This is a genomic window from Vulcanococcus limneticus LL (assembly GCF_943369875.1).
Classification (GTDB): domain Bacteria; phylum Cyanobacteriota; class Cyanobacteriia; order PCC-6307; family Cyanobiaceae; genus Vulcanococcus; species Vulcanococcus limneticus_A.
Map to the genome: position 1 here is coordinate 77,518 of NZ_CALROT020000005.1, position 25,992 is coordinate 103,509.

Sequence of the window (25,992 nt, forward strand, 5' to 3'; positions counted from 1 at the left end):
GCACCAAACGAGGCCAGCAAGACAACCAGCTACAGAGGACAGCCACGCCAGCGACCAACCTGTGACGCCCACGGCTGCGCTCGGCCCATCCGGGCTGGCGCGACACTCGCGGTCCGCGCCAGAGTTCGCCCAGCGATCGTCCTGAGCCCCGATGGCCGTCCTCGACCCCAGCACCTGGCTGGCGCTGCAGCGCCGCGTGCGCTTCGGCGACACGGACGCCGCCGGCGTGATGCACTTCCACCAGCTGCTGCGCTGGTGTCACGAGGCCTACGAGGAGAGCCTCGAGCGCTTCGGCATCGCCGCGGCGGCCGTGTTCCCCACACCTGGGGGCCACCTGGCGGTGGCGCTGCCGATCGTGCACTGCAGCGCCGAGTTCCGGCGCCCGCTGATCTGCGGCGACGCCCTGGCCATCGCCCTGGAGCCGCAGCGGCTCGAGCGCGGCCGCTTCGAGATCCGCTACCGCTTCCGCTGCGCCAACCCCGGGCCCGCAGGTTCAGCGGATCCCCGCCAGACCGTTGATGGCCCAGCCGCGGGCGAACGCCTGGTGGCCGAGGGCCTCACCAGCCACCTCGCCATCGAGACCGAAACCCGCCGCCGCTGCGACCTGCCGGAGCCGATCGAGCGCTGGCTGGAGGCCTCCAGCCTGGGCCAGGGTCCCCGGCCCCTCTGAGGGTGCGGGGCCGCAGCGCTCGCTGGAGCCGGAAGCCGCCGTGGCGCCCGGCTCTCCCCAGGTCGTCAGTCGCGGCGGTGGATCAGACCCCAGAGCAGGGCCGCCAGCTGCAGCGGCAGCAGGCTGGCCAGCAGCGCCAGCGGATGCAGCTCCCCCGCGGGGATGGCCGCAAAGCAACTGGCACTCACCAGCGCCCCCAGCACCAGGATCGCCAGCAATCCCGGCCGCTGGCTGCCGCTGCGCCGCTGCAGGGGACCCTGCATCAGAACCACTCCTTCTTGCCGTCCACGTAGGTGGCCTGGAACTCCTCGGGGGTCTTGGTGAGGTAGATGATCCCCTCGACCAGGCCGATCACGCCCATCACGAAGCCACCAAAGCCACAGGTGACGAGGGTAACCACAAGCATGATCACACCAGCTTTGGTGTAACCCAGCAAGAATTTGTGAGCCCCGAAGTATCCCAGAAAAATCCCCAGCAGACCAGCGGCCAGCTTCTTGTTGCTGATTTCGGTCAGGTTGCTGTCGGTCATGGCCAGAAACGCGGTCTCCCGCTTGTAGCCAGGTCCCGGGGCGCTGTCACGGGTTTGTGATCGGCTGCTGCATCAGCCAGGTGCGCCAGCGGCCCCGCTGCCACTTGCCCAGGGCCGTGGGGGCCAGCTCGGCGCAGGACAGCCAGCGCCGCGGCCGCTGGCTGGGGGGGAGCTGCAGCGCTAGCTGCCGCAGCTGCTCCGCCAGCGTCGCCGGCACGGCCTGGTCCGCTCCGGCGGCGCTGCCAGGGGCCGTTGCTGGCCGGTAGAGCCCCACCAGGCGCTCGCCCCAGAGCGGATCGGATTCGGGCAGCAGCAGCAGGGCCCGCAGCGGCAACCCCGCCTGCTCCGCCAGCTGCCGCAGCCGCGCCTCCACCTGCTCCGGGAACACGGTGTCGCCGCCACTGCTGATGGCCCCATCCAGGCGGCCCAGCAGCTCCAGACCGGCCGGGCCGAGGCGGCCCCGGTCGCCGCTGCACCACCAGCCATCCTCCAGGGGCAGCGGCTGCAGCTGTCCGGCCGTCCAGCTACCGGCCGCCAGGCTCGCCGCCTGGATCCGCACGGCGCCATCGCCGGGGGCGATCGCCAGCTCGGCATGGCCCAGGGGCCGGCCCACGCCGGGGTCCCCGGCCAGGAAGCGCTCCGGCTCCAGGGCGCAGACCATGGCCCCGGTCTCGCTGCTGCCGTAGCAGGGCGAGATCCGCAGGCCGGCGGCCCGGCAGCGCTCCGCCAGGGCCGAGGGCAGCGCCGCGCCGCCCACCCAGATCACGGCACAGCGGGCCAGCCAGGCCAGGCCATCGGGGTGGTCCACCAGGCGCTGCAGCTGGGTGGGCACCAGGGAGATCAGGGCGGGCCGCCCCGGATCGAGGGGCTGGGCCAAGGCCAGGCGGGCCGGGTCGCGCAGCAGGGCCGGCTCCAGCCAGCGCAGCTCGGCCCCCCACCGCCGCGCCCGCAGCAGCGGCAGCAGGCCGCTCACGTGATGCAGGGGCAGGGGGTTGAGGATCAGCGCCGCAGCCGGATCCAGGTCGAGGCCCTCCAGCCAGGCCGCCAGCGCCTCCACCGCCGCCTCCAGGCTCGCGAGGGTCTGCAGCACCCAGCGGCGGGCACCGCTGCTGCCGCCGCTGCCCACCACCACCGCCGGGCCGGCCATCGCCGCGGCCAAGGGCCCGGCGGCCCAGGCTTCCGCCGGTTCTGGCGCAGGCCCGCCCCGCCGCGGAGGCTCCGGCCGCAGGGCCTCCGCCAGCTCCCGCTCCTCCTGGGGACCGGCCAGGCCCACCACCCGCCGTTGCGCGAGCAGGGCTTCCAGTTGCGCCGCCGTGGCCGCCGGGTCGGGGCCGCAGGGCAGCAGCACCCGGCCGGACCCCAGCTCCCACACGCCGCCGCTCACGCCAGCGCCTCCCAGGCCCGCTGGGGATCGGCGCTGAACAGCAGCCCCTCCGGCCGCCAGCCCGGCGCCAGGCCGGGGGCGGTGGGCGTGGGGCCCTCGGCCTGCAGGGCCGCCAGATGACCCAGCAGCCGGCGGCCCACCCCGGTCTCGAAGGCCGTGCTCAGCATCAGCCGCGGCCGGCCCGCGGCCAGCTCCGCCAGCAGGGGCCGGGGATCCCCCTCCAGCACCGGCCGCCGCACCTGCCAGCCCGGCCAGGACGCCATCAACGCGGGCCACTGCCGCAGCGACTCATCGAGGGCCACCGGCAGCCGCGCCGCCAACGCCTCCAGGCCCGCCTGATCGGCGGGGGCGAGGGGCTGCTCCAGCCACTCCAGCCGCGGGTCGCCGGCCAGGCGATCGGCCCAGGCCCCGGCGGTGGCGCGATCCCAGCCGCCATTGGCATCGAGGCGCAGGCGCGCCCCGGCGGGCAGCCCGGCCAGCAGCTGCTCCAGCAGGCGGCGCTCCAGGCCGTCGTCGGTGGCGGCCACCTTCCACTTCACGGTGAGGGGCGAGGGGGGGAGCGCCGCCGGCGCTTGGCGGGCCGCCAGAACGTCCTCCAGCACCGGCAGCACCGCCTCACCGGCCGGCAGCAGCTCGGCCGCCGGCGGTGCCGCCCGCCAGCCGCCGCTGGCGGGCGAGCCCAGGCCATCGAGCTCCGCCAGGGCCAGGCCCAGTGCGAAGCTCAGCTCCGGCGGCAGGGTGGGCAGCCGGGCCTCCAGCTCCTGGCGGGACACCAGGGCGCCCAGTCCCTCGATCGCCGCCGCGCAGGCGGCATGGGCCGGTGCGTTGACCGCTCCAGGCTCCTGGGCCAGCGCGTTGGCCCCACGCCGATCCACGCCGGCGCCCCGCGTCTCAGCCCACTCCAGCGGTGCCGCCTCGCCCCAGCCCACAGCGCCCGTCCCGTCCTCCAGGCGCAGCAGCCAGCCGCGCCGCCAGGCCAGCGCCCCCTGGGCCGTGACCAGCGCCCGCGGCAGGGGGAACTGGAAGGGCCGCCAGGCCAGCTGCAGCAGCGCCTCTCGGCTGCCGCCGGGCGCCGCCAGCCGCAGGGCATCCGCCGCCACCGCGCTCAGCGGCCGCCGGGGACGCCCCCGAGCCAGGGGGCCAGCAGCGGCCCCAGGGCCAGGCCCAGGGCCAGGCCCAGGCCGTTGAGGGCCTGGAAGCGCAGGGCCAGAAATTTGCTGCCGCTGATCCGCTGCGGATCGCGGTGGTGCTCCCGCAACAGCCGGATCAGGGCCTGGCCCGCCGGCAGCCCCGCCACCCCCAGCAGGGCCGTGAGCGGCCACTGGCCCACCAGCACCGGCGCCCACTGAAAGGAGAGGGTGCCGGCCACGAACCAGGGCACCAGGCCGGCGGCCGTGCCGGTGCCGAGCCGCACCACGGGCGAGCGCTTGCCGTGGGCCGCGTCCTCCTCCACCTGGTGGAAGTGGGAGCAGAACAGCACCAGGGTGGTGGCCAGGGCAGGACCGCTGCCCAGCTCGATCGCCGTGCGCCAGGGCACCGCCGCCAGCCAGCCGCCACCGGCCTCGGCGGGCGGTGCCAGGGCCAGCAGGCCGGCGGCCGTGGCCAAGGGCCCGAAGGCGATCCAGCACAGCGGTTCCCCCAGGCCGCGGTAGCCCAGGCGGAACGGCGGACCCTGGTAGGCGTAGCCGATGCCGCAGCAGGCCAGCACCAGGGCCAGCACCGCCGGGCTGCTGCGCAGGGCCACCAGGGCCATCAGGGCCAGGCCCAGCAGCAGGGCGCCGTTGGCCAGGGCCGCCACCCGGTCACGCCGGCCGGTGAGGTTCACCAGGGAATGGGGCTTGCCCTGGGCATCCACGCCCGTATCGGCATCAAACACATCGTTGGCCAGGTTTTCCCAGGCCAGCAGCAGCACCGCCGCCAGCAGGAACAGCAGCAGCTGATCGAGCCGCACCGCCAGCCCCTGGCCCACCCGCCAGCCGGCGGCCAGCAGCACCGGCATCACCGCCACCGCATACATCGGCCACTTGATGGCCGCCTTCCAGAGGCGGCGGCGGTCCGGAGCCGGGGCGGCGCCATTCAGCCCCGGGGGGGCGTGAAGGCTTGCGACGACCTGGGGCTCGGACATGGCTGCCGGCGCCTGGCGGCGGGAGAAGGCCCATACATTTGAGCAGCCGCCTCGCCTCCGCCTCGGTGCAGGCTCCACCCAGCGTCACCCCCAGCAGCCCAGGCAGCGCCCCGGAGAGCGGGGCCGCCTCCTTCGCGGACCTGCTGGCAGCGGCGCTCCAGGGGGCCCGCCAGCTGGAGGACGAGGGCGTGCTGAGCCTGGCGATCCCCCTGGCCAGCCGGGACCCGCTGGCCCTGCTGCCCCACCTGGAGGGCGGCCACCGCTTCCGCTTCCTCTGGGACGGCGCCCCGGGCCTCTGCCTGGCGGCCAGCGGCAAGACCCACAGCCTGGAGCTAAGCGGCCCGCGCCGCTTTGAGCTGGCCCAGCGCTTCAGCGCCGTGAGCCTGAGCCGGCTGGCGGCACCGCAGCCCTGTCCGCCCCTGGCGCGGCCACGGGTGCTGCTGGCCTTCTCCTTCTTCGACAGCCCACTCCAGGAGGGCAGCGGCGTGCCCGGTGTGCAGGCCGTGCTGCCCCGCTGGCAGCTGAGCCGCCAGGGCCGCCACTGCTGGCTGCGGCTGCAGCGCTGCCTGGGGGGCGACGTGACCGCCCGCAGCGTGGCCGAGGAGCTGTGGGAGCAGGCCCGACACCTGGAGGCCCTGCCCGGCGACCCCGAGGCCTGGGCCGGCCGGGACCGGGGCCCCGCCATCGCCCAGCGCTCCCCCTGGCAGGAGGGCTACCGCACGGCCGTGGAGCGGGGGCTGGAGCTGGTGGAGGCCGGCGCCCTGCGCAAGCTGGTGCTGGCGGTGCGGCAGCAGCTGCTGCTGGATGCCCCCCTCGACCCCCTGCGTCTGCTGGCCCACCTGCGCGAACGCCAGCCCGGCAGCTGTCGCTTCCTCTGGCAGCTTGCCGACGGCGCCGCCCTGCTGGGGGCCTCCCCGGAGCGGCTGCTCACCGTGCGCCAGGGCCAGCTGCGCAGCGACGCCCTGGCCGGCACCGCCCCGATCGGCCCCGCCGCCGAGCTGCTGCCCGGCTCCAGCAAGGACCGCCACGAACACGAGCTGGTGGTGGAGGCCATCACCCAGGTGCTGCGCGAGGCCGGCCTCGATCCGCGCCGGCCCCGCCATCCGCGCCTGGCCCGCCACGGCCAGCTGGTGCATCTGCACACGCCGATCACGGCGGCCCTGGCCGGCCAGCAGCCCCTGGCCCTCGCCGGCGCCCTGCATCCCACGCCGGCGGTGGCGGGGCTGCCGCGGCGGGAGGCCATGGCGGCCCTGCGCAGCCTGGAGCCCTTCGAGCGCGGCCACTACGCCGCCCCGATCGGCTGGATCGACAGCGAGGGGGACGCCGAACTGCGGGTGGCGATCCGCAGCGGCAGCCTGCACGGCCGCCAGCTCGAACTCACCGCCGGCGCCGGGCTGGTGCAGGGCTCGGTGCCGGAGCGGGAGCTGCAGGAGGTGGCCCTCAAGCTGGGGGTGCTGCAGCAGCAACTGAACCTGCCCCAGGAGCCCGCGCGGCCACCGCTGCGACCGGCAGCCAACCGCTGAGGCCGGCATGATCCCCGCAGGGACCAACGCCCGGAACGGGTAGCGCATAAGGCCAGACATGCAGCTCGACACCCTGCTTGCGGAGGCCTTCAGCGGCTCCAGCCTGTTCGCGGGGCTCGATCCGCAGCGCCTCACCCAGCTGCAGCCGCGCACCGGATCGCTGCGGGAAGGGGAGGTGCTGTTCCAGCAGGGCGACGCCGGGGAGGTGAGCTACGTGCTCCTCCGCGGCGTGCTCGGCCTGCACACCGGTCCCCTGAACGCCTCCACGCCGTTCTTCCGCAAGGTGGTGCCTGGTGAACTGGTGGGGGAGTACGGACCGATCTGCGGCGAGCCGCGCTCCGCCTCCGCCGTGGCCCTCACCCCGGTGGACTACCTCCAGCTGGATCGGGACCAGCTGCTGGGGCTGCTCCAGGACCAGGCCACGCTCCAGGCCCGGGTGCTGGCCTCCCTGGCGGAGGCCGCCTCCCTGGGCCGCGACCCGCGGCGGGCACCCCTCGATGCGGTGCTGATCCACGACGCCAGCCCCGGCTCGCCGCTGACCCGCGCAGCACTGGAGCAGCTGAGCGAACCCCTGCAGCGGCTGGCCCGGAGCGACGGCCAGGGCCAGGGGGCCCGGCTGGAGCGGCTCGGGGCCGGCGAGGAGCAGCGCCTGCATGCGCTGCTGGCCGACGCCACCCGCTCCGGGGAGCTCACGGTGGTGCTCAGCGACGATCCCGGCCTGCTCAGCCGCCGCAACCAGCTGCTGATCGACCGGCTGCTGATCCTCGGCGACGGCCAGGCCACCAGCCTCAGCCTGCCCGAGACGCTCGACGAGAACGCCCTGCTGGTGCGGCTCTGGCCCCGGGAGCAACGCACCCCCAGCTCCCGGCCCTGGGCCACCCAGCGGCGCTACGCCCAGGTGCTCAACCTGCAGCCGGAGCGGCCCCAGCACCTGGAGCGGCTGGCCCGGGCTGCCCTGCGGCGCCAGAACGTGCTGGTGCTGGGGGGCGGCGGATCCAGGGGCTTTGCCCACATCGGCGCCATCCGCGCCATGGAGGAGCTGGGTCTGGACGACATCGACATGGTGATGGGCGTCAGCATCGGCGCCCTGGTGGCGTCCCTGGCGGCCTTCGAGCACCCGGCCCAGGAGATCTTCGCCAACCTGGAGCGGGTGATCATCAAGGCCCGGCCCTACGGCCTCACCCTGCCCCGCGACTCCCTGTTCACCCTGGCCAACTCACGCCGGGAGCTGCAGCGCTTCTTCGGCGCCACCCAGATCCAGGACAGCTGGCTGCCGCTGCGCTGCTTCTCCGCCAACCTCTCCAGCAAGCGGCTGCACGCCTGGAGCCAGGGCGACATCCCTAACGCCGTGATCGCCAGCATGTCGGTGCCGGGCATCTTTCCGCCCGTGGAGGACAGCCAGGGCCAGCTGCACGTGGATGGCGGCATCCTCAACAACCTGCCCGTCTGCGAGGCCCGGCGGGAGAGCGACGGGCGGATCATCGCCATCTCCCTGGGCTCCCTGCCCCAGCCGGGCCCAGGGAGCCGCGAGCGCCCGTCGCTGGGCCGCACGATCATCGATTCGATGCTCTGCGCCTCCCATGCCGAGACCCAGGCCCAGGAGCGACTGGCGGACGTGATGCTGCACCCGGACATCGGCCGCTTCCCCTTCCTGGAGTGGAAGCGCTACCGGGAGATCCATGACGAGGGCTACAGCCACGCCCACCAGGTGCTCCGCGAGGCCCTGGCCCAGAGCCGCTGAGCGCAGGGCGCAGCTGAGCGGAGCTCAGGCCTCCAGCAGCCGGGCCATGGTGAGGTCCGCCAGGGGGATGCCGCCCAGCCGCTCGATCTCGCGCACGCCGGTGGGGCTGGTCACGTTGATCTCGCTGAGGCGGCCATCGATCACGTCGATGCCCACGAAGAACAGGCCCTCGGCCCGCAGGGCCGGCGCCAGCTCGGCGCAGATCCGGCGCTCCTGGTCGGTGAGCTCGGTGGGCTCGGGTTCGCCCCCCACCGCCAGGTTGCTGCGGAACTCGCCGGCGGCCGGCCGGCGGTTCACGGCGCCCAACGGCTCGCCGTTCACCAGCAGGATGCGCTTGTCGCCGGCGGTGACCGCCGGCAGGAACGCCTGCACCATCACCGGCAGCTGTTGCTGCTGGGTCACCAGCTCCAGCAGGGCCTTGAGGCCGGGGGCGCCGCCGTGGCTGCGCACCACCCCCTGGCCGGCGCGGCCGCCCAGGGGCTTGAGCACCACGTCGCCGTGGTCGCGGGCGAAGGCCGCCAGCTGCTCCACCTGGGCGCTCACCAGCGTCGGCGCCATCAGGTGGCTGTAGCGCAGGGCGCCGAGCTTCTCGTTCCAGCTGCGCAGGGCGGCGGGGTGGTTGAGCACCCGCACCCCCTGGAAAGCGGCCAGCTCCAGCAGGTGGGTGGCATAGAGGTAGGCCTCATCCACGGGGGGGTCCTTGCGCATCCACACCCGCGGGAAGTGGCCCAGGGGCAGCCAGCGGGGCTCCCCCAGCACCACCCAGGGCTCCGGCACGTGCCAGCCCTCGGGGGTGGGCCGGATGTCCGCGAGCTCCACGGGCTGGGCCCACACCAGGGGCTCGTGGCCGGGCTCCAGGCCGGTCACGGAGAGATCAGCAGGCGTGGCCACCCACACCTGCTGGCCGGCCCGCTGGGCCGCCTGCATGAGGGCCACGCTGGAGTCCTTGGTGGGGCGGAGCCGGGCGATCGGATCCACCACGAAGAGCTGGGGCTCCCGGCCGCTGTCACCCAGGCTGCCGAGCCCGCTGGCGGTTGGGTTCGGGCTCAAGCCGCGGCCCCCAGCAGGGCATCGAGCTGACCGGAGCGCTCCAGGGCGTAGAGGTCGTCGCAGCCGCCCACGTGCTGACCGTTGATGAAGGTCTGGGGCAGGCTGCGGCGCCCGCCGCTCCTCTCGGCCATGGCCGCGCGGGCCCGCTCATCGCCGTCGATGGCGTATTCGGTGTAGGCCACCCCCTTGCGGTCGAGCAGGGCCTTGGCGCGGACGCAGAACGGGCAGGCCCGCCAGATGTAGATCTCGACCATCGCCGCCATCGGGGCCTCTGAACAGGTTGGCGGATCCTAGACAGCGCAAGCTGGGACCCCGCTCCCCCCCGATCAGGCCGCCCGCCGGCCCTGCAGCCAGGCCCCCAGCAGCATCCCGGCCAGGGCGATCAGGATCGGCCCATTGCCCAGCCCCAGGCTGGCCACGGCGGCGCCGGGACAGACCCCGGTGAGTCCCCAGCCCAGGCCGAACAGCACCGCCCCGGGGATCAGGCCGCGGTGGAAGGGCTTCACCTCGGCGGAGAAGGCCTCCCCCAGCACGGTGCGCGGCCGCAGGCGCGGCGCCAGCAGGAACACCGGCACCAGCACCGCGAGCGCCGCCGCCATCACCAGCAGCAGCCCCAGATCGCGCAGCTGCAGGAAGCTGAGCACCACCTCCGGCCGGGCCATGCCGCTGAAGGCCAGGCCGAAGCCGAACACCACCCCGCCGGCGAGGGCGCAGAGCAGGCGGATCATGGCCGCACCCCGCTGTGCCAGAGCACCTGGGCCGTGGCGATCGCCACGGCCATGAACACGAGCACCGCCTGCAGCGAGGCCCGGGAGCCGGAGGCCAGGCCGATCAGGCCATGGCCGGAGGTGCAGCCGGAGGAGAGCCGGCTGCCGTAGCCCACCAGCACCCCGCCGAGGGCCAGCCGCCAGGGGGCCACGGCCGTGTGGAAGAAGCCCTGGTGCAGCAGGGCCCAGAGGCAGGCACCCGCCACCGTGCCCAGGGCCATGGCCAACCGCCAGTCGCGGGAGCTGCGCTCGGCCGTGAGCGGCGTGACGTAGGTGAGCGTGGAGCTCAGACAGGAGCTGGCACCAGCCTTCACCCCCAGGGTGAGGTAGAGCAGGGCCAGTCCCGCACCCATCACCAGTCCACCTCCGAGGTAGCTGGCGATGCCGTTGGGGAACAGGGATGCCATTGCAGCAGGCAGAGGCAGCCCCAATTGTTAGGGGTTGGGCCGTCGGGGCCAGGCCGCGCCCATCACTGTCACGGGAGCAACGCCGTTGAGTACGGTCAGACCACCGTTCAAGCCCCACCGGTGCTCGACCTCACCGACTTCAAGCGCGACCTCTCCGAGCTCACTGACCGCCTGGGCAACGCCCAGGACTGTCTTTGACGTCCCTGCCCTGAAAGCCCGCCAGCAGGACCTCGAGCAGCTCGCCTCCCAGCCCGACTTCTGGGATGACCAGAAGCAGGCCCAGGCCAAGATGCGCCAGCTCGATGAGGTGAAGGCCCAGCTCGAGCAGCTGGCCCAGTGGCAGACCGCCGTGGCCGACGGCGAGGCCACCCTCGAGCTCTACGGCCTCGAGCCCGACGACGAGCTGCTGGGCGAATCCAACGCGGCCCTGCAGAAGCTGCGGGCCGATCTGGATCGCTGGGAGCTGGAGCGCCTGCTCAGCGGCCCCTACGACAAGGAGGGCGCCGTGATCTCGATCAACGCCGGCGCCGGCGGCACCGACGCCCAGGACTGGGCGCTGATGCTGATGCGCATGTACACGCGCTGGGCCGAGGACCACGGCATGAAGGTGACCGTGGACGAGCTCAGTGAGGGCGAGGAAGCGGGCATCAAGAGCTGCACGATCGAGATCGAGGGCCGCTACGCCTACGGCTACCTGCGCAACGAGAAGGGCACCCACCGGCTGGTGCGCATCTCGCCCTTCAACGCCAACGACAAGCGCCAGACGAGCTTCGCCGGCGTGGAGGTGATGCCCAACATCGAGGCGGAGGTGAAGCTCGACATCCCCGAAAAGGACCTGGAGATCACCACCTCCCGCTCGGGCGGTGCCGGCGGCCAGAACGTGAACAAGGTGGAAACGGCCGTGCGCATCCTGCACATCCCCACCGGCCTGTTCGTGCGCTGCACCCAGGAGCGCTCCCAGCTCCAGAACAAGGAGAAGGCCATGGCCCTGCTGATGGCCAAGCTGCTGGTGATCGCCCAGGAGCAGCGGGCCGCCGAGATCGCCGACATCCGCGGCGACATCGTGGAAGCAGCCTGGGGCAACCAGATCCGCAACTACGTCTTCCACCCCTATCAGATGGTGAAGGACCTGCGCACCCAGCACGAGACCACCGACGTGCAGGGCGTGATGGACGGCGACCTCGACCCCTTCATCCAGAGCCTGCTGCATGCCGGCGTTGAGGTAGGAGCCGCGGCCGATGACTGAGCCCACGGATCGCCCAACCAGCGCGCCCGGCCCCGGATCCGACCCCGCAGCCGGCCAGCCGGCCCAGGGCGAGAACCCCAGCTTCACCAAGCTCGCCATGCGCAACATGGTGCGCAAAGGGAAGCAGAGCCTGTTCCACCTGGGCCTCACGGCCGCGGGCTTCCTCGGCTTCATCGTGCTGGTGGCCTGGCTGGGCCGGCCGCAGCTGCCGGGGGGCTGAGCCATGGCCGCCGAGCGGAACCAACCGATCGACTCCAGCCCTCAACCCCCGGGCCCGGCCGCCAGCGCGGATCTGGACCTGGCGTTCTCAGCCGACGGGGAGCTGGAGCCGGAGCTGCTGCAGGCCGCCGGCACCTGGGCCGATCCCCTGGAGGGCGCCGAGCTCTGGCACGGGCGCCTCAGCGCCTGGCTGGACCAGCTGGCCGCCGAGCTGCCCGCGGAGCTGCAGGCACCGGCCTACAGCCTCGGTCTGAGCCTGGTGGGCGACGCCGAGATCGCCGCCCTCAACGCCGACTGGCGCCAGAAGCAGGGCCCCACCGACGTGCTCGCCTTCGCCGCCCAGGACGACGGCCTGGAGGGCGCCCCGCCGATGCCGATGCCCGACTGGGCCGACGGGGACGACGGGGAGGAGGAGGAGGCCCACGCCGAGCCCCTGGAGCTGGGCGACATCGTCATCTCCCTGCAGACCGCCGCCCGCCAGGCTCCGGAGCACGGCCACGGCCTGGAGCGGGAGCTGCTGTTCCTGGCCAGCCACGGCCTGCTGCACCTGCTGGGCTGGGATCACCCGGACGACGCCAGCCTGGCGGCGATGCTGGCGCGCCAGGAGCAGCTGCTGGCCGCCGGCTGAGCCGGCGAGGTCCAGGGGGTTTCCCCCCCGGATAACGGCGGTAGGGTGCAGCCGGACTCTGATCCGGGCGCCGTGGCCATGCTCGTCCCCCAGACTCCACCTCCGCCGCGGCGACGGCGCGCCGCCGGCACGGAGCTGCCCCTGGAGTTGGATGTGGAAGGAGCGGAGCGGCCGGCGGCCAAGGTGCGGCGCCTCGGCGCCTGGCAGGTGGCGGGCGATCTGCCGGCCAGCTTCCGCTATGCGGCGCAGGGCCTGGCCTACGGCTTCCGCAGCCAGCGCAACTTCCGCATTCATGTGGTCACCGGCGCGGTGACCTTCGGCCTGGGGCTGTGGCTGGGCCTGAGCCTGGATCGGCTCGCGGTGCTGGTGCTCACCGTGACGGCGGTGCTGGTGCTGGAGCTGCTCAACACCGCCACCGAGGCCGTGGTGGACCTGGCCATCGGCCGCCGCTTCCACCCCCTGGCCCGCATCGCCAAGGACTGCGCCGCTGCGGCCGTGCTGGTGGCCGCCCTGGCCTCGCTGCTGATCGCCGCCCTGCTGCTGGTGCCGGCTCTGCTGGCGCGGCTGGGTCTCTGAGCCGGCGGCACCTCAGGGCGGACCTGCAGGGCGGCACTGCGGGGCGGCGCGTTTGAATGGAGGCCTGGCTGAATCCAGATCCCGCGGCCGGGCCTGATGCTTCTCGTTCTCGACAACTACGACAGCTTCACCTTCAACCTGGTGCAGTACCTCGGGGAGCTGGCGGGGGAGCACCCGATCGCGTCCGAGCTGCGGGTGGAGCGCAATGACGCCCTGACCCTGGAGCAGATCCGCGCCCTGGCCCCGGACGCCATCCTGATCTCCCCCGGCCCCGGCGACCCCGATCAGTCGGGGGTGTGCCTGGAGGTGCTGCGGGAGCTGAGCCCCACCATCCCGACCCTGGGGGTGTGCCTGGGCCACCAGTCGATCGCCCAGGTGTACGGCGGCAAGGTGGTGCGCGCCAAGGAGCTGATGCACGGCAAGACCTCCCCCGTGCACCACGGCGGCCAGGGGGTGTTCGCCGGCCTGCCCAACCCCCTCACCGCCACCCGCTACCACAGCCTGATCGCCGAGCGGGAGAGCCTGCCGGCCTGCCTGGAGATCACCGCCTGGCTGGAGGACGGCACGGTGATGGGCCTGCGCCACCGCGACTATCCCCACCTGCAGGGGGTGCAGTTCCACCCCGAGAGCGTGCTGACCCAGGAGGGCCACCGGCTGCTGGCCAACTTCCTGCGCGAGGCTGCCGCCCAGCGCCCCCCCGTGACCGCGGCGGCCTAGGCCGGGCAACGCTGCTAGGTTCGCGCCACCTCCGCCCGCCGGCGCCTTCGCCATGGCCCTGTCGCTTCGCCCCCTGGTGTCCCGCCGGAGTGTCCTGACGCGGGGCCGGCTCCCGGGCCTGGCGGCCGGAGCCGCTCTGGGGGCCAGCCTGCTGGCGGGATCGGTGCCGGCGGGCCGCGCCGACTCGGGGGTGACGATCACCAGCTACGGCCACAGCGCCCTGCTGATCCAGGGCGGCGGTGCCTCGGTGCTGCTCAATCCCTTCAAGGCCGTGGGCTGCGCCGCGGGCCTGGCCGAACCTCGGGTGAGCGCCAACGTGATCCTGGCCAGCAGCCGCCTGCTGGATGAGGGCGCCAACGTGGCCAGCGGCCGCCTGCTGGCCAGCCCCGGCTCCTACCGGATCGCCGGCCTGAGGATCGAGGGCATCGCCGCCCCCCACGACCGGGTCGGCGGCCGCCGCTTCGGCAACGCCACCCTCTGGCGCTGGAAGCAGGGTGGGCTGGAATTCGCGCACCTCGGCGGCACCGCCGCCAGCCTGCGCCCCGAGGACCGGGTGCTGCTGGGCCGCCCCGACGTGCTGATCATCGGCGTGGGCGGCGGCGCCAAGGTGTACGACGGCGCCGAGGCGGCGGCAGTCGTCAAGGAGCTGGAGCCGCGTCGCGTGATCCCGGTGCAGTACGTGAGCGGCAAGGCCCCCGCCAACTGCGACCAAGGCAGCGTGGAGCCGTTCCTGCAGGCCCTGGGCGGCACGCCGGTGCAGCGCTCCGGCCGCAGCGTCAGCCTGCCCGGCAAGCTCGACGACGGGCCCAAGGTGCTCGTGCTGCGCTGATCCCGGCGGTGCGCTGATCAGGGACCGACCACCCAGCCGATCGACACCGCGTCCGGAGCCGTGTCGGCAGGCACAGAGCCACCCAGCCGCCCTGCCTAGGGTCGTGCCCCCGCGCGTGGCCTGCTGTGAGCGCTGATCGCCCCCAACCGGCCCAGTCCCTGCGCATCGCCGTGGTGGGGGCCGGCAGCTCCGGCCTGCTGCTCACGCTGCTCCTGCAGCGACAGGGCCACCAGGTGGAGCTGTTCGAGCGCTCGCCCCGGCTGCGCAGCGAGGGCTGCGGCATCCTGCTGGTGCGCTCGGGGGTGGAGGCGATCGCCGCCGCCGGCATCCCCGGCCTGCTCGACGCCCTGCTGGCCGGCGGCCGGCCGGTGGAGCAGTTCGTGATCCGCAACCTGCGCGGCGACCTGATCGAGACCAGTCCGGCCGAGCGGGAACCGGGCGAGCTGCCCTCGCTGCTGATCCGCCGCCAGGCGATCCTCGAGGCCCTCTGGCGCCACGCCGACCCCGGCAGCTTCCGCGGCGGCACCGAGCTGGAGCACTGGCAGCAGGATGGGGACGGCGTGGAGGCGCGCTTCAGCAACGGCCAACACTGGCGGGGCGATCTGCTGATCGGCGCCGATGGCGTGTTCTCGCGGGTGGCGCCGCTGCTGGCGCCCCAGCGCCGGCTCCACTACCTCGGCGATCGGGTCTGGCGCGGGGTGGTGGCCGATGGCCGGGTGCTCGGCCCCGGCGACTTCTTGGTGGTGGCCCGGGGCCGCGGCGTCTACGCCAACGCCTTCGATCTGGGGCCGGAGGATCCCGCTGCGGGAGGCCCGCCGATCACCCACTGGGGCTTCTTCCAGGAGGAGCCCCTGCCCACCAGCAGGGCCGAGCAGCGCCGGCTGCTGCAGGAGCCGGTGCCCGAGCAGGCCCTGGCCAAGGTCCCGGCGGATCTGGCGGCCCTGATCCGCGCCACCCCGCCCGAGCGGGTGGTGGCCAACTGGTCGTTCGACATCGAACCGCTGCCGCAGCTGGTGGCCGGCCGGGTGGCCCTGATCGGCGATGCCGGCCACGCCATGAGCTCCTCCCAGGCCCGCGGCATGACCGCCGGCCTTGAAGACGCCGTGAGCCTGGCCCGCCACCTGGCCGGCAGCGGCGCCCCCCAGGGGGCCCTGGCGGCCTACGAAGCCGAGCGGCTGCCGGTGGTGCACCGCTACCAGGAGCGCAGCCGCGCCATCAGCGCCCGCACCGGCCGGATCCGGGCCCCGCAGCAGCAGGCCGTAACGGCGCGCTAGCTGGCGGGAGCCGCCAGACCCTCGATCGCGGCATAGGCCGCCCAGAACTGGCGCATCTGTTCCGTGGTGCCCAGGCTCACCCGCAGGGAACCATCGATCAACGGCTTGCCCGCCATCGAGCGCACCAGGATGCCGGCCTGCCGCAGGCGGGCCTCCACGTCGTCGACGGCAGCCTGGGGCCAGATCAGCAGGTAGTTGCCCCCGTCGGCGTGGTGCCGCACACCGGCGGCCCGCAGCTGGGCCAGCAGCCAGTCGCGCGCCCGCAGCACCTCGGCCACATAGCCATCCACATAGGCCTGGTCCGCCAAGGCGGCCTGGGCGGCCGTCACGGCGAAGCTGTTGATGTCGTAGGGGCCGGTGACGCGGCTGATGCGATCCACCACGGCGGCCGGGCCAATGGCAAAGCCGATGCGCAGGCCCGCCAGGCCGGCGGTCTTGGCCAGGGAGCGCAGCACCAGCAGGTTGGGCAGGGCCGCGAAGGGATCGCTGGCGCCGGCATCGCCTGCTGGCCGGGTCAACAGGGGCGGCAGCACGCTGTCGCCGGTGAAGGCCTCGTAGAGCTCATCCACCACTACCAGGGTGTGGGGCGCCGCGGCCGCCAGCTCCAGGATCCGCTCGGCCGCCAGGCGCGTGCCGGTGGGATTGTTGGGGTTGCAGAGCAGAAGGATCCGCGGCGGCGTCCAGGCGCTGGTGGGGCGGCCATCGCCGCCGGGGCCCAGCAGAGCCGAACGGACCTCCTCCAGGGGGAAGGCGAAATCGGGCAGGCGGTAGGGAATCGCCTCGATCGCCATGCCCTGCATGCGGGCGCAGGGGGCGTAGTAGCCGAAGGTGGGGGCGGTGGTGAGCAGCCGATCGCCCGGGGCGCCGTAGGCGTGGAACAGGGCGTGGATCGCGGCATCCACCCCGTTGAACAGGCCGATCTGGTCCGGCTGGAGCGGGGCGGGGGCCCCGGCAGCACCCGCCCACTGGGCCGCCTCGCTGTGGAGCGCCGCCGCCACCGCCTCCCGCAGGCCGTCGTATTCGGGGTAGATGGCGTAGTGGTCGGCCGGGATGGCGCGGATCGCCGCCACCACCGTCGGGCTGGGGCCCACCGTGTTCTCGTTGAAGTCCAGCCGCAGCAGGCCGCGTCGCCCCTCCAGGGGCGCGCTGTAGGCCTGCAGCCCCTCCACCTCCGGACGGGCCGGCGGGAACGGCCTGGCGTTGGGATCGCTCGGGCTGACCATCACATCCGCTCCAGGGTGGGGATGCCGAGCAGGCCGAGGCCGAGCCGCAGCGTGTCGGCGGTAAAGCGGCAGAGGGCCAGGCGGGAGGCGCGGGCCGGCTCGTCGGCCTTGAGCACCGGCACCTGGTCGTAGAAGCGGTTGAACACCTGGCTGAGCTCGAACAGGTAGGTGCAGAGACGATTGGGCAGCAGCTCCTCCTCCACCTCGGCGATCACCGCATCGAGCTTGAGCAGCTCCCGCACCAGGGCCCATTCCTGGGGCTCGGTGAAGTGGAGGGCTTCAGGGCCGACGCCAGCCCCGGCAAGGGCTCCAGCCGCGCCAGCCCCAGCGGCGGCAGCTCCACCGGTGGCAGCCCCAAGATCCCCGCCCTTGCGGGCGATGCCGGCGATGCGCACCACGGCGTAGAGCAGGTAGGGCGCCGTATTGCCCTGCAGCGCCAGCATCCGATCAAAGCTGAACTGGTAGTTGGTGATCCGGTTCTGACTCAGGTCGGCATACTTCACGGCCGCCAGGCCCACGGTGGTGGCCACCTGCTGGATGAAGGCCTCGTCCTCCGTGCGCTCCTCCTCGGCCAGGCGGCGGCGCAGGTCGGCCTCGGCGCGCTCCACCGCCTCATCCAGCAGATCCCGCAGGCGCACGGTGTCGCCGGCGCGGGTCTTGAGCTTCTTGCCGTCTTCGCCCTGCACAAGGCCGAAGGGCACGTGCTCGAGCCGGCCCCCTTCGGGGATCCAGCCGGCGCGGCGGGCCACCTGGAACACCCCGGCGAAGTGGTTGGCCTGGCCGGCATCGGTCACGTAGATCACGCGGCGGGCGCCATCGCCCTCGGGGGCGGCGCCGAAGCGGTAGCGGATCGCCGCCAGGTCGGTGGTGGCGTAGTTGAAGCCGCCATCGCTCTTCTGCACGATCACCGGCAGGGGCTTGCCGTCCTTGCCGCTCACCCCCTCGAGGAACACGCAGCGGGCACCGTCGTCGGTCACCAGCAGGCCGGAGGCGTCGAGGTCGGTCACGACTCCCTCCAGGTAGGGGTTGTAGAACGACTCGCCGCGCTCGCTGAGGCGGATGTCGAGCCGGTCGTAGATCTTCTGGAATTCGCGGCGGCTCTGGTCGCACAGCAGCTGCCAGGCCCTGCGGCTCACCGGGTCGCCGCCCTGCAGCTTCACCACCTCCTCTCGGGAGGTGGTCTGGAAGGCCTCGTCCTCGTCGAAGCGGGCCTTGGCTTGGCGGTAGAAGGCCACCAGATCGCCGAGGTCCACCGCATCGGCGGTGGTGAGGGCCTCGGGCGCCACCTGCTTGAGGTGGGTGATCAGCATCCCGAACTGGGTGCCCCAGTCGCCCACGTGGTTGAGGCGCAGCACCGGGTGGCCGCGGAACTCCAGCACCCGAGCCAGGGAGTCGCCGATGATCGTGGAGCGCAGGTGCCCCACGTGCATCTCCTTGGCGATGTTGGGGCTGGAGAAGTCCACGATCACCGGGGCCAGCGCCGAGCCGGATCCCCCGGCCGCCTGGGTCTCCTGGGCCACGCTGGGCACCCCCAGGCGCGGATCCCCCAGCCGCGCCTGCACCTCCGCCGCCAGCCGCTCGGGCCGCAGGGTGAGGTTGATGAAGCCGGGGCCGGCGATCTGGGGCGGCTCGCAGAGCTCGGCGAAGGCTGGATCGGCCGCCAGCTGCTCCACGATCGCCGTGGCGATCGCCCGCGGCGGCTGCCCCAGGGGCTTGGCGAGGGGCAGGGCGCCGTTGGCCTGGAAATCGCCGAATTCCGGCTTGCTCGCCGGCGCCAGCTGGGGGTCGAGGGGTTGGCCGGCCGCCTGGGCCGCCGCCGGGAAGGCCCGCTCCATCGCCGCGCGCAGCTGAGCGTCCAGGGCTTGGGCGAGGCGGAGCATGGGGCGGCGAGGGGAGGCGGCGGGGCGCCCACGACGCAGGCGCAGCTCTGATCATCCCCCGTCGCCCTGAGGGCGGGGTGCGGCCCGCCCCGCGGCGGTGCCCCACGGTTCGTCACGGTGCAGGCGCAGAGTGGGGTTGCCGGGACGGTGCCCGCAGGGTGCGGCACGTCATGGAAGCGCCACGCCATGGAATTCGAGAGCGTCGTCTTCTACGGGCGGCTGGGCGAGCAGGCCCTGGCCATGTTCAACCTCGGCGCTGAGCTGCAGGAGTGGCGTGGGTGTTCCGTGCTCGACTGCCCCGGCGGTCCGGGCTCCCTCGCGGCTCGCCTGCGCCGGGAGGGCTGCGACGTGACGGCGGTGGATCCGCTCTACGCCCTGCCCCCCTCCGCCCTCGAGCAGCGCGCCCTGGCGGATCTGGAGCACACCATGGCCGTGCAGGCCAGCAGCGGCGACCTGCGGCCCGACTTCGATCTGGAGGCATGCCGCCGGGAGCACCTCGAGGCCCTGGAGGCCTTTCTCGCCGACCGCCGTGACCATCCGGATCGCTACCGCGCGGCGGCCCTGCCGGAGCTCCCCTTCGCCGATGCCCAATTCGATCTGGTGCTCAGCGGCCATCTGCTGTTCAGCTACGCCCCCCTGGCCGACGGCGGGCTGATGAGCGGTGCCGGGCTGGATCTGGCCTGGCATCGCCGGGCCCTGGCGGAGCTGTGCCGGGTGAGCAGCCGCCAGGTGCGCCTCTATCCCGCCCACACCATCGCCCTCAACGCCCGCCGCCATCCCTACGCCGAGGCGCTGCTGGCGGAGCTGCCGCCCGGCTGGCGGGGCCGCTTCGTGGCCAGCCCCTACGACCAGGGCCACCAGGGGAGCACCGAGGCCCTGCACCTCAAGAGGATCAACTGATGGCGGTGCGGGACCCTCAGGCCGCCAGGCCCAGCGCCTGCTCCATGCCGGCCAGCACCACATCGGCCACGATCTGGATGCGGTAGCGGCAGGCCTGGGTTTCGCTGCAGTCGAACGTGCCCGCTTCCCAGTACTTGTTGCTGCCGGCACCGCCGCCGCAGAGGCCGAAGTAGGCACACTCCCGGCGGCAGCGCTCCACTCCGGCGTCGATCTGGGCCCGCACCCGCTGGAACTTGTCGCTGTCGGCCAGATCCCGCAGGCTGTGCTGCAGCACGTTGCCGAAGCTGAAGTCGCCGTAGTCGTCGGTCTGCACCGAGAGCAACTCCGGATCGAAGGTGGAGACGTTGCCGCGGGCATCCACGTTCACGATCACGAAGGGGGTGTTCATGTCGGTGGCGGCCATCCGCTGGTCGCTGCAGGCCAGGGCGGTGATGCCCTCGAACTCCCGCAGCCGCAGGGCCTCGGGAGCGGCCATCGACCGCTGCCAGAAGCGCTCCAGGAAGGCCCGGTAGCGGCCCTCGCCATCGGGGCGCTCCAGGCTGGAGGCGGCGTTCTCGCCCTCGGTCTCCTCCATGTTGAAGCCCACGTCCGTGATGCCGTGGTCCACGAAGAAGTCGAACAGCGCGTCGGCGTGATCGAGGGCATCGGCCGTGAGCACGCAGATCACCTGGAACGGGATGGCGCGGCGCTGCAGCCAGTCGATGCCGCGCATCACCGCGGCGTGGGTGGGCCGGCCGGTGCGGGTGCGGCGATGGGCGTCGTGCAGGAAGGCCGGGCCGTCCATGCTCACCCCCACGTGGATGTCGTTGCGCTCAAAGCAGTCGCACCAGGCGGCGTCGATCACCGTGGCATTGGTCTGCAGCGACTGGCGCACCGTCTGGGGCGGCAGGCCGCGACGCTCCAGGGCCTGCCGGATGCGGGCGGTGGCGGCGTCGTAGAAGGCGATCGGCATGGTGAGCGGTTCGCCCGCATGCCAGAGCAGCTCGAAGCCCCCATCCAGGTAGGGGCTGTCGAGCACCCGCGCCAGGGCGGCCTCCAGCACCTCGAACGACAGCCGGCTGCGGTCGTCGCGAGTGGGCAGGTAGCAGTAGTCGCAGTCGAGGTTGCAGAAGGGGGTGGGCTGCAGCACCAGCAGCCGCACGGGGCCGAATCCCGCCGCCGTGTCCCCGTCCGGATTGGGCGTGGGCACGGCCGTCACCAGCGGTTGCGCCAGCCGCCGTTACGCCAACCACCGTTGCGGAAGCCGCCATTGCGGAAGCCGCCGTTGTAGAAGCCGCCGTTCCGGAAACCGCCGTTGTAGAAGCCGCCGTTGCGGAAGCCGCCGTTGGCCCAGCCGAGGCCGGGTCCGTTCACGAACACCACGGCCTGGGCGTCATCCGGCAGGCCGTGGGGGGGCGCTTCCGCCGTCTCCCCCTGGCGCTCCCGCACGGCGGCGGCGATGCGGCGCAGCCGCTCCTCGAGGCTGGCATCGGCCCCGTCGGGCGGCGGCTGGGCCGCGTCGGGGTTGGCCGCCTGGGCGCCCGCCGCCCCCAGGGCCAGCGCCACGCCGGGGTCGAAGGGCAGGGAGGCCGAGATCAGCAGGATGCCGAACAGGCGGGAGCGGGAGAAGAACGCCATCGCAGCGGGGCCGGAGTCGGGCGGGGGAACGGAGGACGGAGGGGACAGACGGCGGGCCCCGGAGGGCCCGGAGCTCAGGGGGCGGGGCGGCCGCTGGGCGCCGGCGCCGGCAGGGGCCGGAGCGCCTCCACCCCCAGCAGCACCGTTTCGAAGTAGGTGCGGATCCGCTCCTGGGGCAGCTGGAGGGCGCTGCCGGGGCCGAGCCAGCGGTCGATGGCGGCCACCGCCTCCGGCTGCCCGTCGAGATAGTTCTGCAGGAAGCGGGCGATGGCCAGATTCACCAGGTTGCGGAAGGCCGAATCGTTCTCGGGCACCAGACAGGCCACCGCGTAGCGCTCGTAGGGGTCCTCCGGCGTGAGCGCCAGACCGGTGGCCCCCTGGGCCCGCACCAGACCCGCCAGCAGCGAGGAGTCGCCGATCACCCCCTCCACCCGGCCGGCCTGCAGGGCGGAGACGGCCGCCGGCAGGTTGGCGAAGGGCACCGCCCGGGCGGCGGGCTGCATGCCCCGCAGCTCGGTCTCGGCCAGGGAGTCGCGCACGACGCCGATGGAGCGGCCGGCCAGGGCCTCCGGGGCACCGTCGAAGCGACCAGCCGGGGCCAGCAGGCGCAGGCCCGAGAGACCGATCGGCAGGGAGTAGTCGACGGTCATGTCGCGCTCCCAGGAGAAGGGAACACCGCAGGCCAGATCCGCCTTGCCCTGGGCGATCCGCTGCCCGAGGGCCGCCGGATCGGTCACGGGCTCAAAGCGCAGGCTCACCGGCCGGCCCACGGCCGCGCTGAGCTCGGCGGCCACCCGGCGGGCCACCTCGACCCCGTAGCCCTGGGGCTGCCCCTGGGCGTCGCGGCTGAGCATCGGGGCCAGGCCGGGATCCCCGATCAGCACCAGCTGGCCGCTGCGGGCCACCCGATCCACCACGCCCTCGGCCCGGGCCTGGGCCACCGGCGCCAGGACCGCCAGCAACCCGAGGGCGGTGGGAATGACCCGACGCCAGGGGGAGGTCACCCGAGGGGAGCGCAGCACGGCAGGTCGCGGCAAGGCAGGCGCGGCGGAGGCTGCGCTCAGTTTGTGAAGCAACGCCGACTCTGGGAGCCCGGGCCCGGAGTTTCTTCACGCCTCCGGCTGCTCACGGCGCCGAGGCGGAGGACACAAGGGCCGCCGGCCGGATCCCGCGGCGGCCCAGCCACTGCACCCTGCCTGACGCCGGCAGGCCGCGTTCCTAGCTTGCGGCCATGGTTCTGGCCCCGGGGCCGCCGGCGATGCCCACGCTCTCCTCCCTGCCCGGGCGCAGCTGGGCGCTGCTGCGCCGCACGCCGCCGCTGGTGTTCGCCATGGCGGTGCTGGCGGCCGGCCTGCTCGCCTCCAGCGCCGTGCTGGTGAAGGGCATCCGCCAGGCCAACGACACGATCACCGTGACCGGCGCCAGTACCGAGCGGATCCGCAGCGACTCCGCCGACTGGTCGGTGGAGGTGCGTCAGGGGGGCGCCAGCCAGCAGGCGGCCTACCAGGCCCTGCAGCCGCTGGTGCAGCAGGTGGTGACCTTCCTCAAGGTCCAGGGCATCGCCGCCGGCGAACTGGAGCTCGACGCGGTGGGCACGGAGAAGGAGGAGGTGCGCGATCCCCGCACCGGCGAGCTGCGCTCCACCAGCTGGACCGCGCGCCAGGCGGTGAAGGTGGCCAGCCGCGACGTGGAGAAGGTGCACCGCATCGCCGGGACGATCGGCGTGCTGATCGGCCAGGGGGTGCCCCTCACGATCAACCGCCCCGCCTACACCTTCACGAAGCTGGCGGAGAAGCGGGTGCAGATGCTGGCCAAGGCCACCCGCGATGCGCGGGCGCGGGCCCAGGCCATCGCCCGCGAGGCGGGCAGCGGCATCGGCGCGATCACCAACGCCGACACCGGCTCCTTCCAGATCACCGTGCCCGATTCCACCGAGACGAGTGACACGGGCTCCTACGACACCACCACCATCGAGAAGGACATCACCGCCGTGATGGCCGTGACCTTTCGGGTGGATTGAGCCGGGCTCAGGCCTCGAAGCGCATGCTCAGATCCAGCCAGGCGCTGCGGGTGACCGGGGCGCTGGTGGAGATCAGATCAAGGCCGGTGGCGGCGTAGGCCGCCAGCTGCTCGGGCCGCACGCCGGAGGCCTCCAGCACCACCCGGCCCCCACCGCGGGCATCCGGTCGGGCGCCGCGGCCGGCGGCGAGCGCGCGCAGGCGGGGCACCAGCTGGTGCAGCACCGCGGGGTCGAACTCATCCAGCAGCACCCCGTCGGCGCCGGCCGCCACGGCGGCCTCGGCCTCGGCGGCCGTCTCGGCCTCCACGATCACGCGGGCCGGCCAGGGGGCCGAGGCCCGCACGGCCGCGATCGCTGGGGCCACGCCGCCGGCCCAGGCCAGGTGGTTCTCCTTGAGCATCGCCGCGTCATCGAGGCCGAGGCGGTGGTTGATGCCGCCGCCGCATCGCACGGCGTACTTCTCCAGCAGGCGCAGGCCCGGCGTGGTCTTGCGGGTGTCGGCCAGGGCGACGCCCGTGCCGGCCAGCCGCGCCACCAGCTCGGCGGTGGCGCTGGCGATGCCGGAGAGGCGCATGGCCAGGTTCAACGCCGTGCGCTCGCCCGCCACCAGGGCCGCCGCCGATCCCTCCAGTTCCAGCAGCCGTTGGCCCGCCACCACCGGCTCGCCGTCGGCCACCAGCACGGTGACAACTACCGCCGGATCCAGCAGCCGGAACAGGGGCTCCACCAGCACGCCGCCACAGAACAGGCCCGCCTGCTTGGCGATCCAGAGGGCCCGGCCGCTGCGCCCCTGCAGGGCGGGGGCGGTGAGGTCGCCGCGGCCGATGTCTTCGCTCAGCCAGGCGCGGAGCTGGGCCTCAAGACCGGGGTGGGCCAGCAGGCCGGCGGCGCAGGACGGGGGCATTGGATCAGTAGAGACGGCTGCAGCCCGGGGTGGGCGTGAGCTTGAGCAGCGACCAGAGGGCGCCGTACTGGGCGGCGGAGAGCGAGAGCTCGGTCTGCATCAGGCCCCCGGCGGGCGAGCCCGGCGCCGCCGAGGCCCCGAGCTTGGTGTTCAGCTCCAGCAGCGGCTGGCAGATCTCCTCCAAGGAGGTGTTGAGGTTCTCCACCGCCGCGGCCGGCCCGGCCCCGAGGGCCAGCAGCGCCATCAGACCCAGCAGGGCTTTGGAGCGACGGGGGCGGCAGCCACCGAGGCCGCGGAGCCCTCGAGCGGCCGGGCCTGGAGTGCGGCTCTGTGCGTTGGCCATGGGTGCCCCTCGGTGGAGGCAGTATCGGCGAGGGTTACTTGCCGATGCAGAAGCGCGAGAACACGCGATCCAGCACCGCCTCGCTCACCTCCTCGCCGGTGATCTCACCGAGGGCCCGCACGGCGGCGCGCAGGTCGATGGTCCAGAAGTCCCAGGGGAGCTGCTGCTGGGCGGCCTCGAGGCTGCGGGCCAGGGCCTCGGCGGCCGTGGCGGCGAGGTCGCGCTGGCGGCGGTTGAGGGCCACCTGCAGGCCCTGGTCGCCGCCGTGGCCGCAGCGGCGCAGCAGCGCCTGCTCCAGCTGCTCCTGGCCCGCGCCCGAGAGGGCACTGATGCAGACATCGGCGGGGTGGGCGGGCCCGGCCGTGGCCCCCGCGCGCGGCGGGCCCGCCGCGAGATCCGCCTTGTTGCCCACCACCAGCAGGGGCACGTCCGGGGGCACCTGCTTGCGCAGCTCCTGGTCGGCGGCGGTCCAGCCGGCCTCCAGATCGAACAGCAGCAGCGCCACATCGGCGGCGGCCAGGGCGGCGCGGCTGCGGGCGATGCCCAGCTGCTCCACCCGGTCGTCGGTGGCGCGGATGCCGGCGGTGTCGAGCAGGGTAAGCGGCACACCCTGGATCACCAGCTCGCTCTCCACCAGGTCGCGGGTGGTGCCGGGCAGGTCGGTCACGATCGCCCGCTCCGTGCGGCTGAGCCGGTTCAGCAGGCTCGACTTGCCCACGTTGGGGCGGCCCACGATCGCCACCTTCAGGCCCTCGCGCAGCAGTTGCCCCCGTTGTGCGTCGGCCACCAGCTGCAGCAGGGAGCCCCGCACCGCCTCCAGCTCCGTCACCACCGCCGCGGCATCCAGGGGCGGCAGATCCTCCTCGAAATCGACGCGGGCCTCCAGCTCCGCCAGCTGGTCCAGCAGCCGCTCGCGCAGGCCGCCGATGCGGCGCTGCAGGCCGCCATCGAGGCCGGCCATCGCCAGCTGGGCCGCCCGGCGGCTGCGGGCCGTCACCAGCTCGCTCACCGCCTCGGCGCGGGTGAGATCGAGGCGGCCGGTGAGGAAGGCCCGCTGGCTGAACTCACCGGCGCCGGCCCGCCGCGCCCCGGCCGCCAGCACCAGCTCCAGCACCCGCTGCACGCAGATCAGGCCGCCGTGGCAGTGGAGTTCCACCACGTCCTCGCGGGTGAAGCTGCGGGGGGCCCGCATCAGCAGCAGCAACGCCTCGTCGACCCGCTCGCCGCTGGCCGGATCCACCACATGGCCGTAGAGCACCCGGTGGCTCTCCCAGGGCTGCGGGCCGGGTGCCGCGAACAGCCGCCGGCCGATGGCCTCGGCCTGGGGACCCGAAATCCGCACGATCGCCACGCTGCCGGCCCCAGCGGCCACGGCCGTCGCCACGGCGGCGATGGTGTCGTCGATCAAGGCGGCAGGCGG

General features: G+C 73.7%; 29 protein-coding genes. 12 read left to right on the forward strand and 17 right to left on the reverse strand.

From position 1 onward, the window contains the following. Positions 1–151: 151 nt before the first annotated feature. A complete protein-coding gene (locus ACLV7J_RS07475) occupies positions 152–670 on the forward strand; it encodes an acyl-CoA thioesterase (RefSeq protein ID WP_411868470.1) in 519 nt (172 codons plus the stop codon). Positions 671–735: 65 nt separating this feature from the next. Here the strand turns inward: ACLV7J_RS07475 and ACLV7J_RS07480 are convergent, their stop codons facing one another. The 5 genes from ACLV7J_RS07480 to menA are packed head-to-tail and all read right to left on the reverse strand — an operon-like array spanning position 736 to position 4,708. Continuing rightward, positions 736–933: a hypothetical protein gene (locus ACLV7J_RS07480; protein ID WP_411868471.1), complete on the reverse strand. Its 198-nt coding sequence runs from the start codon at positions 931–933 to the stop codon at positions 736–738. Continuing rightward, positions 933–1,199, reverse strand: coding sequence for a TM2 domain-containing protein (locus ACLV7J_RS07485; RefSeq protein WP_411868472.1), 267 nt, complete (start codon positions 1,197–1,199; stop codon positions 933–935). The genes ACLV7J_RS07480 and ACLV7J_RS07485 overlap by 1 nt, the downstream gene beginning before the upstream one ends. A gap of 46 nt (positions 1,200–1,245) precedes the next feature. Beyond that, positions 1,246–2,583 carry an AMP-binding protein gene (locus tag ACLV7J_RS07490; RefSeq protein ID WP_411868473.1) on the reverse strand — a complete coding sequence of 446 codons (1,338 nt, stop codon included), beginning with the start codon at positions 2,581–2,583 and terminating at the stop codon, positions 1,246–1,248. Continuing rightward, a complete protein-coding gene (locus tag ACLV7J_RS07495) occupies positions 2,580–3,683 on the reverse strand; it encodes an o-succinylbenzoate synthase (protein WP_411868474.1) in 1,104 nt (367 codons plus the stop codon). Before ACLV7J_RS07495 ends, ACLV7J_RS07490 begins: the two co-directional genes overlap by 4 nt. Before the next feature lie 5 nt (positions 3,684–3,688). Next, positions 3,689–4,708, reverse strand: a complete 1,020-nt coding sequence (gene menA, locus ACLV7J_RS07500) for a 2-carboxy-1,4-naphthoquinone phytyltransferase (RefSeq protein WP_411868475.1) — start codon at positions 4,706–4,708, stop codon at positions 3,689–3,691. A 38-nt stretch (positions 4,709–4,746) separates the two neighbouring features. Between menA and ACLV7J_RS07505 the strand changes: the two genes are divergently transcribed. Both ACLV7J_RS07505 and ACLV7J_RS07510 read left to right on the forward strand, forming a co-directional pair. Continuing rightward, positions 4,747–6,231, forward strand: coding sequence for an isochorismate synthase MenF (locus ACLV7J_RS07505; protein WP_411868476.1), 1,485 nt, complete (start codon positions 4,747–4,749; stop codon positions 6,229–6,231). Between the two features lie 58 nt (positions 6,232–6,289). Further along, the gene (locus ACLV7J_RS07510; protein WP_411868477.1) at positions 6,290–7,972 is read left to right on the forward strand and encodes a patatin-like phospholipase family protein; all 1,683 of its coding nucleotides are present in this window, start codon (positions 6,290–6,292) and stop codon (positions 7,970–7,972) included. A 24-nt stretch (positions 7,973–7,996) separates the two neighbouring features. Here the strand turns inward: ACLV7J_RS07510 and gshB are convergent, their stop codons facing one another. From gshB to ACLV7J_RS07530, 4 genes are all read right to left on the reverse strand, one after another. Then, positions 7,997–9,022 (reverse strand): glutathione synthase, encoded by a 1,026-nt coding sequence (gene gshB / locus ACLV7J_RS07515; RefSeq protein ID WP_411868478.1) that lies wholly within the window; start codon positions 9,020–9,022, stop codon positions 7,997–7,999. Next, on the reverse strand, positions 9,019–9,285 hold the full coding sequence (gene grxC / locus ACLV7J_RS07520) for a glutaredoxin 3 (protein WP_411868479.1): 267 nt from the start codon (positions 9,283–9,285) through the stop codon (positions 9,019–9,021). The genes gshB and grxC overlap by 4 nt, the downstream gene beginning before the upstream one ends. A gap of 63 nt (positions 9,286–9,348) precedes the next feature. Next, a complete protein-coding gene (locus ACLV7J_RS07525) occupies positions 9,349–9,750 on the reverse strand; it encodes a DUF6691 family protein (protein WP_411868480.1) in 402 nt (133 codons plus the stop codon). Beyond that, positions 9,747–10,196 (reverse strand): YeeE/YedE family protein, encoded by a 450-nt coding sequence (locus ACLV7J_RS07530; protein WP_411868481.1) that lies wholly within the window; start codon positions 10,194–10,196, stop codon positions 9,747–9,749. Before ACLV7J_RS07530 ends, ACLV7J_RS07525 begins: the two co-directional genes overlap by 4 nt. Before the next feature lie 120 nt (positions 10,197–10,316). Here ACLV7J_RS07530 and prfB point away from each other — a divergent pair. The 7 genes from prfB to ACLV7J_RS07565 all read left to right on the forward strand — a co-directional run bounded on the left by prfB (position 10,317) and on the right by ACLV7J_RS07565 (position 15,685). Then, positions 10,317–11,442 (forward strand): peptide chain release factor 2 gene (prfB, locus tag ACLV7J_RS07535; RefSeq protein ID WP_411868482.1). Its coding sequence is split into 2 segments (ribosomal slippage): positions 10,317–10,391 and positions 10,393–11,442, totalling 1,125 coding nucleotides; the frame shifts between segments, so codons are not numbered across the junction. Beyond that, positions 11,435–11,662 (forward strand): DUF3285 domain-containing protein, encoded by a 228-nt coding sequence (locus ACLV7J_RS07540; RefSeq protein WP_411868483.1) that lies wholly within the window; start codon positions 11,435–11,437, stop codon positions 11,660–11,662. The genes prfB and ACLV7J_RS07540 overlap by 8 nt, the downstream gene beginning before the upstream one ends. A gap of 3 nt (positions 11,663–11,665) precedes the next feature. Beyond that, the gene (gene ybeY / locus ACLV7J_RS07545; protein WP_411868484.1) at positions 11,666–12,289 is read left to right on the forward strand and encodes an rRNA maturation RNase YbeY; all 624 of its coding nucleotides are present in this window, start codon (positions 11,666–11,668) and stop codon (positions 12,287–12,289) included. Positions 12,290–12,367: 78 nt separating this feature from the next. Continuing rightward, positions 12,368–12,865 (forward strand): diacylglycerol kinase family protein, encoded by a 498-nt coding sequence (locus tag ACLV7J_RS07550; RefSeq protein WP_411868485.1) that lies wholly within the window; start codon positions 12,368–12,370, stop codon positions 12,863–12,865. 96 nt (positions 12,866–12,961) lie between these two features. Continuing rightward, on the forward strand, positions 12,962–13,582 hold the full coding sequence (locus ACLV7J_RS07555; RefSeq protein ID WP_411868486.1) for an anthranilate synthase component II: 621 nt from the start codon (positions 12,962–12,964) through the stop codon (positions 13,580–13,582). Between the two features lie 52 nt (positions 13,583–13,634). Continuing rightward, a complete protein-coding gene (locus tag ACLV7J_RS07560; RefSeq protein ID WP_411868487.1) occupies positions 13,635–14,411 on the forward strand; it encodes an MBL fold metallo-hydrolase in 777 nt (258 codons plus the stop codon). Positions 14,412–14,536: 125 nt separating this feature from the next. Further along, a complete protein-coding gene (locus ACLV7J_RS07565) occupies positions 14,537–15,685 on the forward strand; it encodes an FAD-dependent oxidoreductase (protein WP_411868488.1) in 1,149 nt (382 codons plus the stop codon). Here the strand turns inward: ACLV7J_RS07565 and ACLV7J_RS07570 are convergent. Continuing rightward, complete coding sequence (locus tag ACLV7J_RS07570) at positions 15,682–16,908, reverse strand: pyridoxal phosphate-dependent aminotransferase (protein ID WP_411868489.1); 1,227 nt, start codon at positions 16,906–16,908, stop codon at positions 15,682–15,684. The genes ACLV7J_RS07565 and ACLV7J_RS07570 overlap by 4 nt on opposite strands. Next, positions 16,908–18,788 carry an arginine--tRNA ligase gene (gene argS / locus ACLV7J_RS07575; RefSeq protein ID WP_411868490.1) on the reverse strand — a complete coding sequence of 627 codons (1,881 nt, stop codon included), beginning with the start codon at positions 18,786–18,788 and terminating at the stop codon, positions 16,908–16,910. Before argS ends, ACLV7J_RS07570 begins: the two co-directional genes overlap by 1 nt. Before the next feature lie 186 nt (positions 18,789–18,974). Here argS and ACLV7J_RS07580 point away from each other — a divergent pair, with 186 nt between their 5' ends. Continuing rightward, entirely contained in the window at positions 18,975–19,688 is a 714-nt protein-coding gene (locus ACLV7J_RS07580; RefSeq protein ID WP_411868491.1) for a hypothetical protein, read from the forward strand. A gap of 16 nt (positions 19,689–19,704) precedes the next feature. Here the strand turns inward: ACLV7J_RS07580 and grrM are convergent, their stop codons facing one another. The 3 genes from grrM to grrP form a co-directional block, all read right to left on the reverse strand. Next, a complete protein-coding gene (gene grrM, locus ACLV7J_RS07585) occupies positions 19,705–20,877 on the reverse strand; it encodes a cyclophane-forming radical SAM/SPASM peptide maturase GrrM/OscB (protein WP_411868492.1) in 1,173 nt (390 codons plus the stop codon). 5 nt (positions 20,878–20,882) lie between these two features. Next, entirely contained in the window at positions 20,883–21,305 is a 423-nt protein-coding gene (gene grrA, locus ACLV7J_RS07590) for a GrrA/OscA1 family cyclophane-containing rSAM-modified RiPP (protein WP_411868493.1), read from the reverse strand. A gap of 74 nt (positions 21,306–21,379) precedes the next feature. Next, positions 21,380–22,327 carry an extracellular substrate binding-like orphan protein GrrP gene (grrP, locus tag ACLV7J_RS07595; protein ID WP_411868494.1) on the reverse strand — a complete coding sequence of 316 codons (948 nt, stop codon included), beginning with the start codon at positions 22,325–22,327 and terminating at the stop codon, positions 21,380–21,382. A 209-nt stretch (positions 22,328–22,536) separates the two neighbouring features. Between grrP and ACLV7J_RS07600 the strand changes: the two genes are divergently transcribed. Further along, on the forward strand, positions 22,537–23,325 hold the full coding sequence (locus ACLV7J_RS07600) for an SIMPL domain-containing protein (protein ID WP_411868495.1): 789 nt from the start codon (positions 22,537–22,539) through the stop codon (positions 23,323–23,325). A 7-nt stretch (positions 23,326–23,332) separates the two neighbouring features. Here ACLV7J_RS07600 and nadC read toward each other — a convergent pair whose 3' ends face one another. Genes nadC through mnmE form a run of 3 tightly spaced genes read right to left on the reverse strand, consistent with a single transcriptional unit; the run spans position 23,333 to position 25,980 of the window. Continuing rightward, positions 23,333–24,229, reverse strand: a complete 897-nt coding sequence (gene nadC, locus ACLV7J_RS07605) for a carboxylating nicotinate-nucleotide diphosphorylase (RefSeq protein ID WP_411868496.1) — start codon at positions 24,227–24,229, stop codon at positions 23,333–23,335. Between the two features lie 4 nt (positions 24,230–24,233). Beyond that, on the reverse strand, positions 24,234–24,572 hold the full coding sequence (locus ACLV7J_RS07610) for a hypothetical protein (RefSeq protein WP_411868497.1): 339 nt from the start codon (positions 24,570–24,572) through the stop codon (positions 24,234–24,236). 34 nt (positions 24,573–24,606) lie between these two features. Beyond that, positions 24,607–25,980: a tRNA uridine-5-carboxymethylaminomethyl(34) synthesis GTPase MnmE gene (gene mnmE, locus ACLV7J_RS07615; RefSeq protein WP_411868498.1), complete on the reverse strand. Its 1,374-nt coding sequence runs from the start codon at positions 25,978–25,980 to the stop codon at positions 24,607–24,609. Positions 25,981–25,992: the final 12 nt, after the last annotated feature.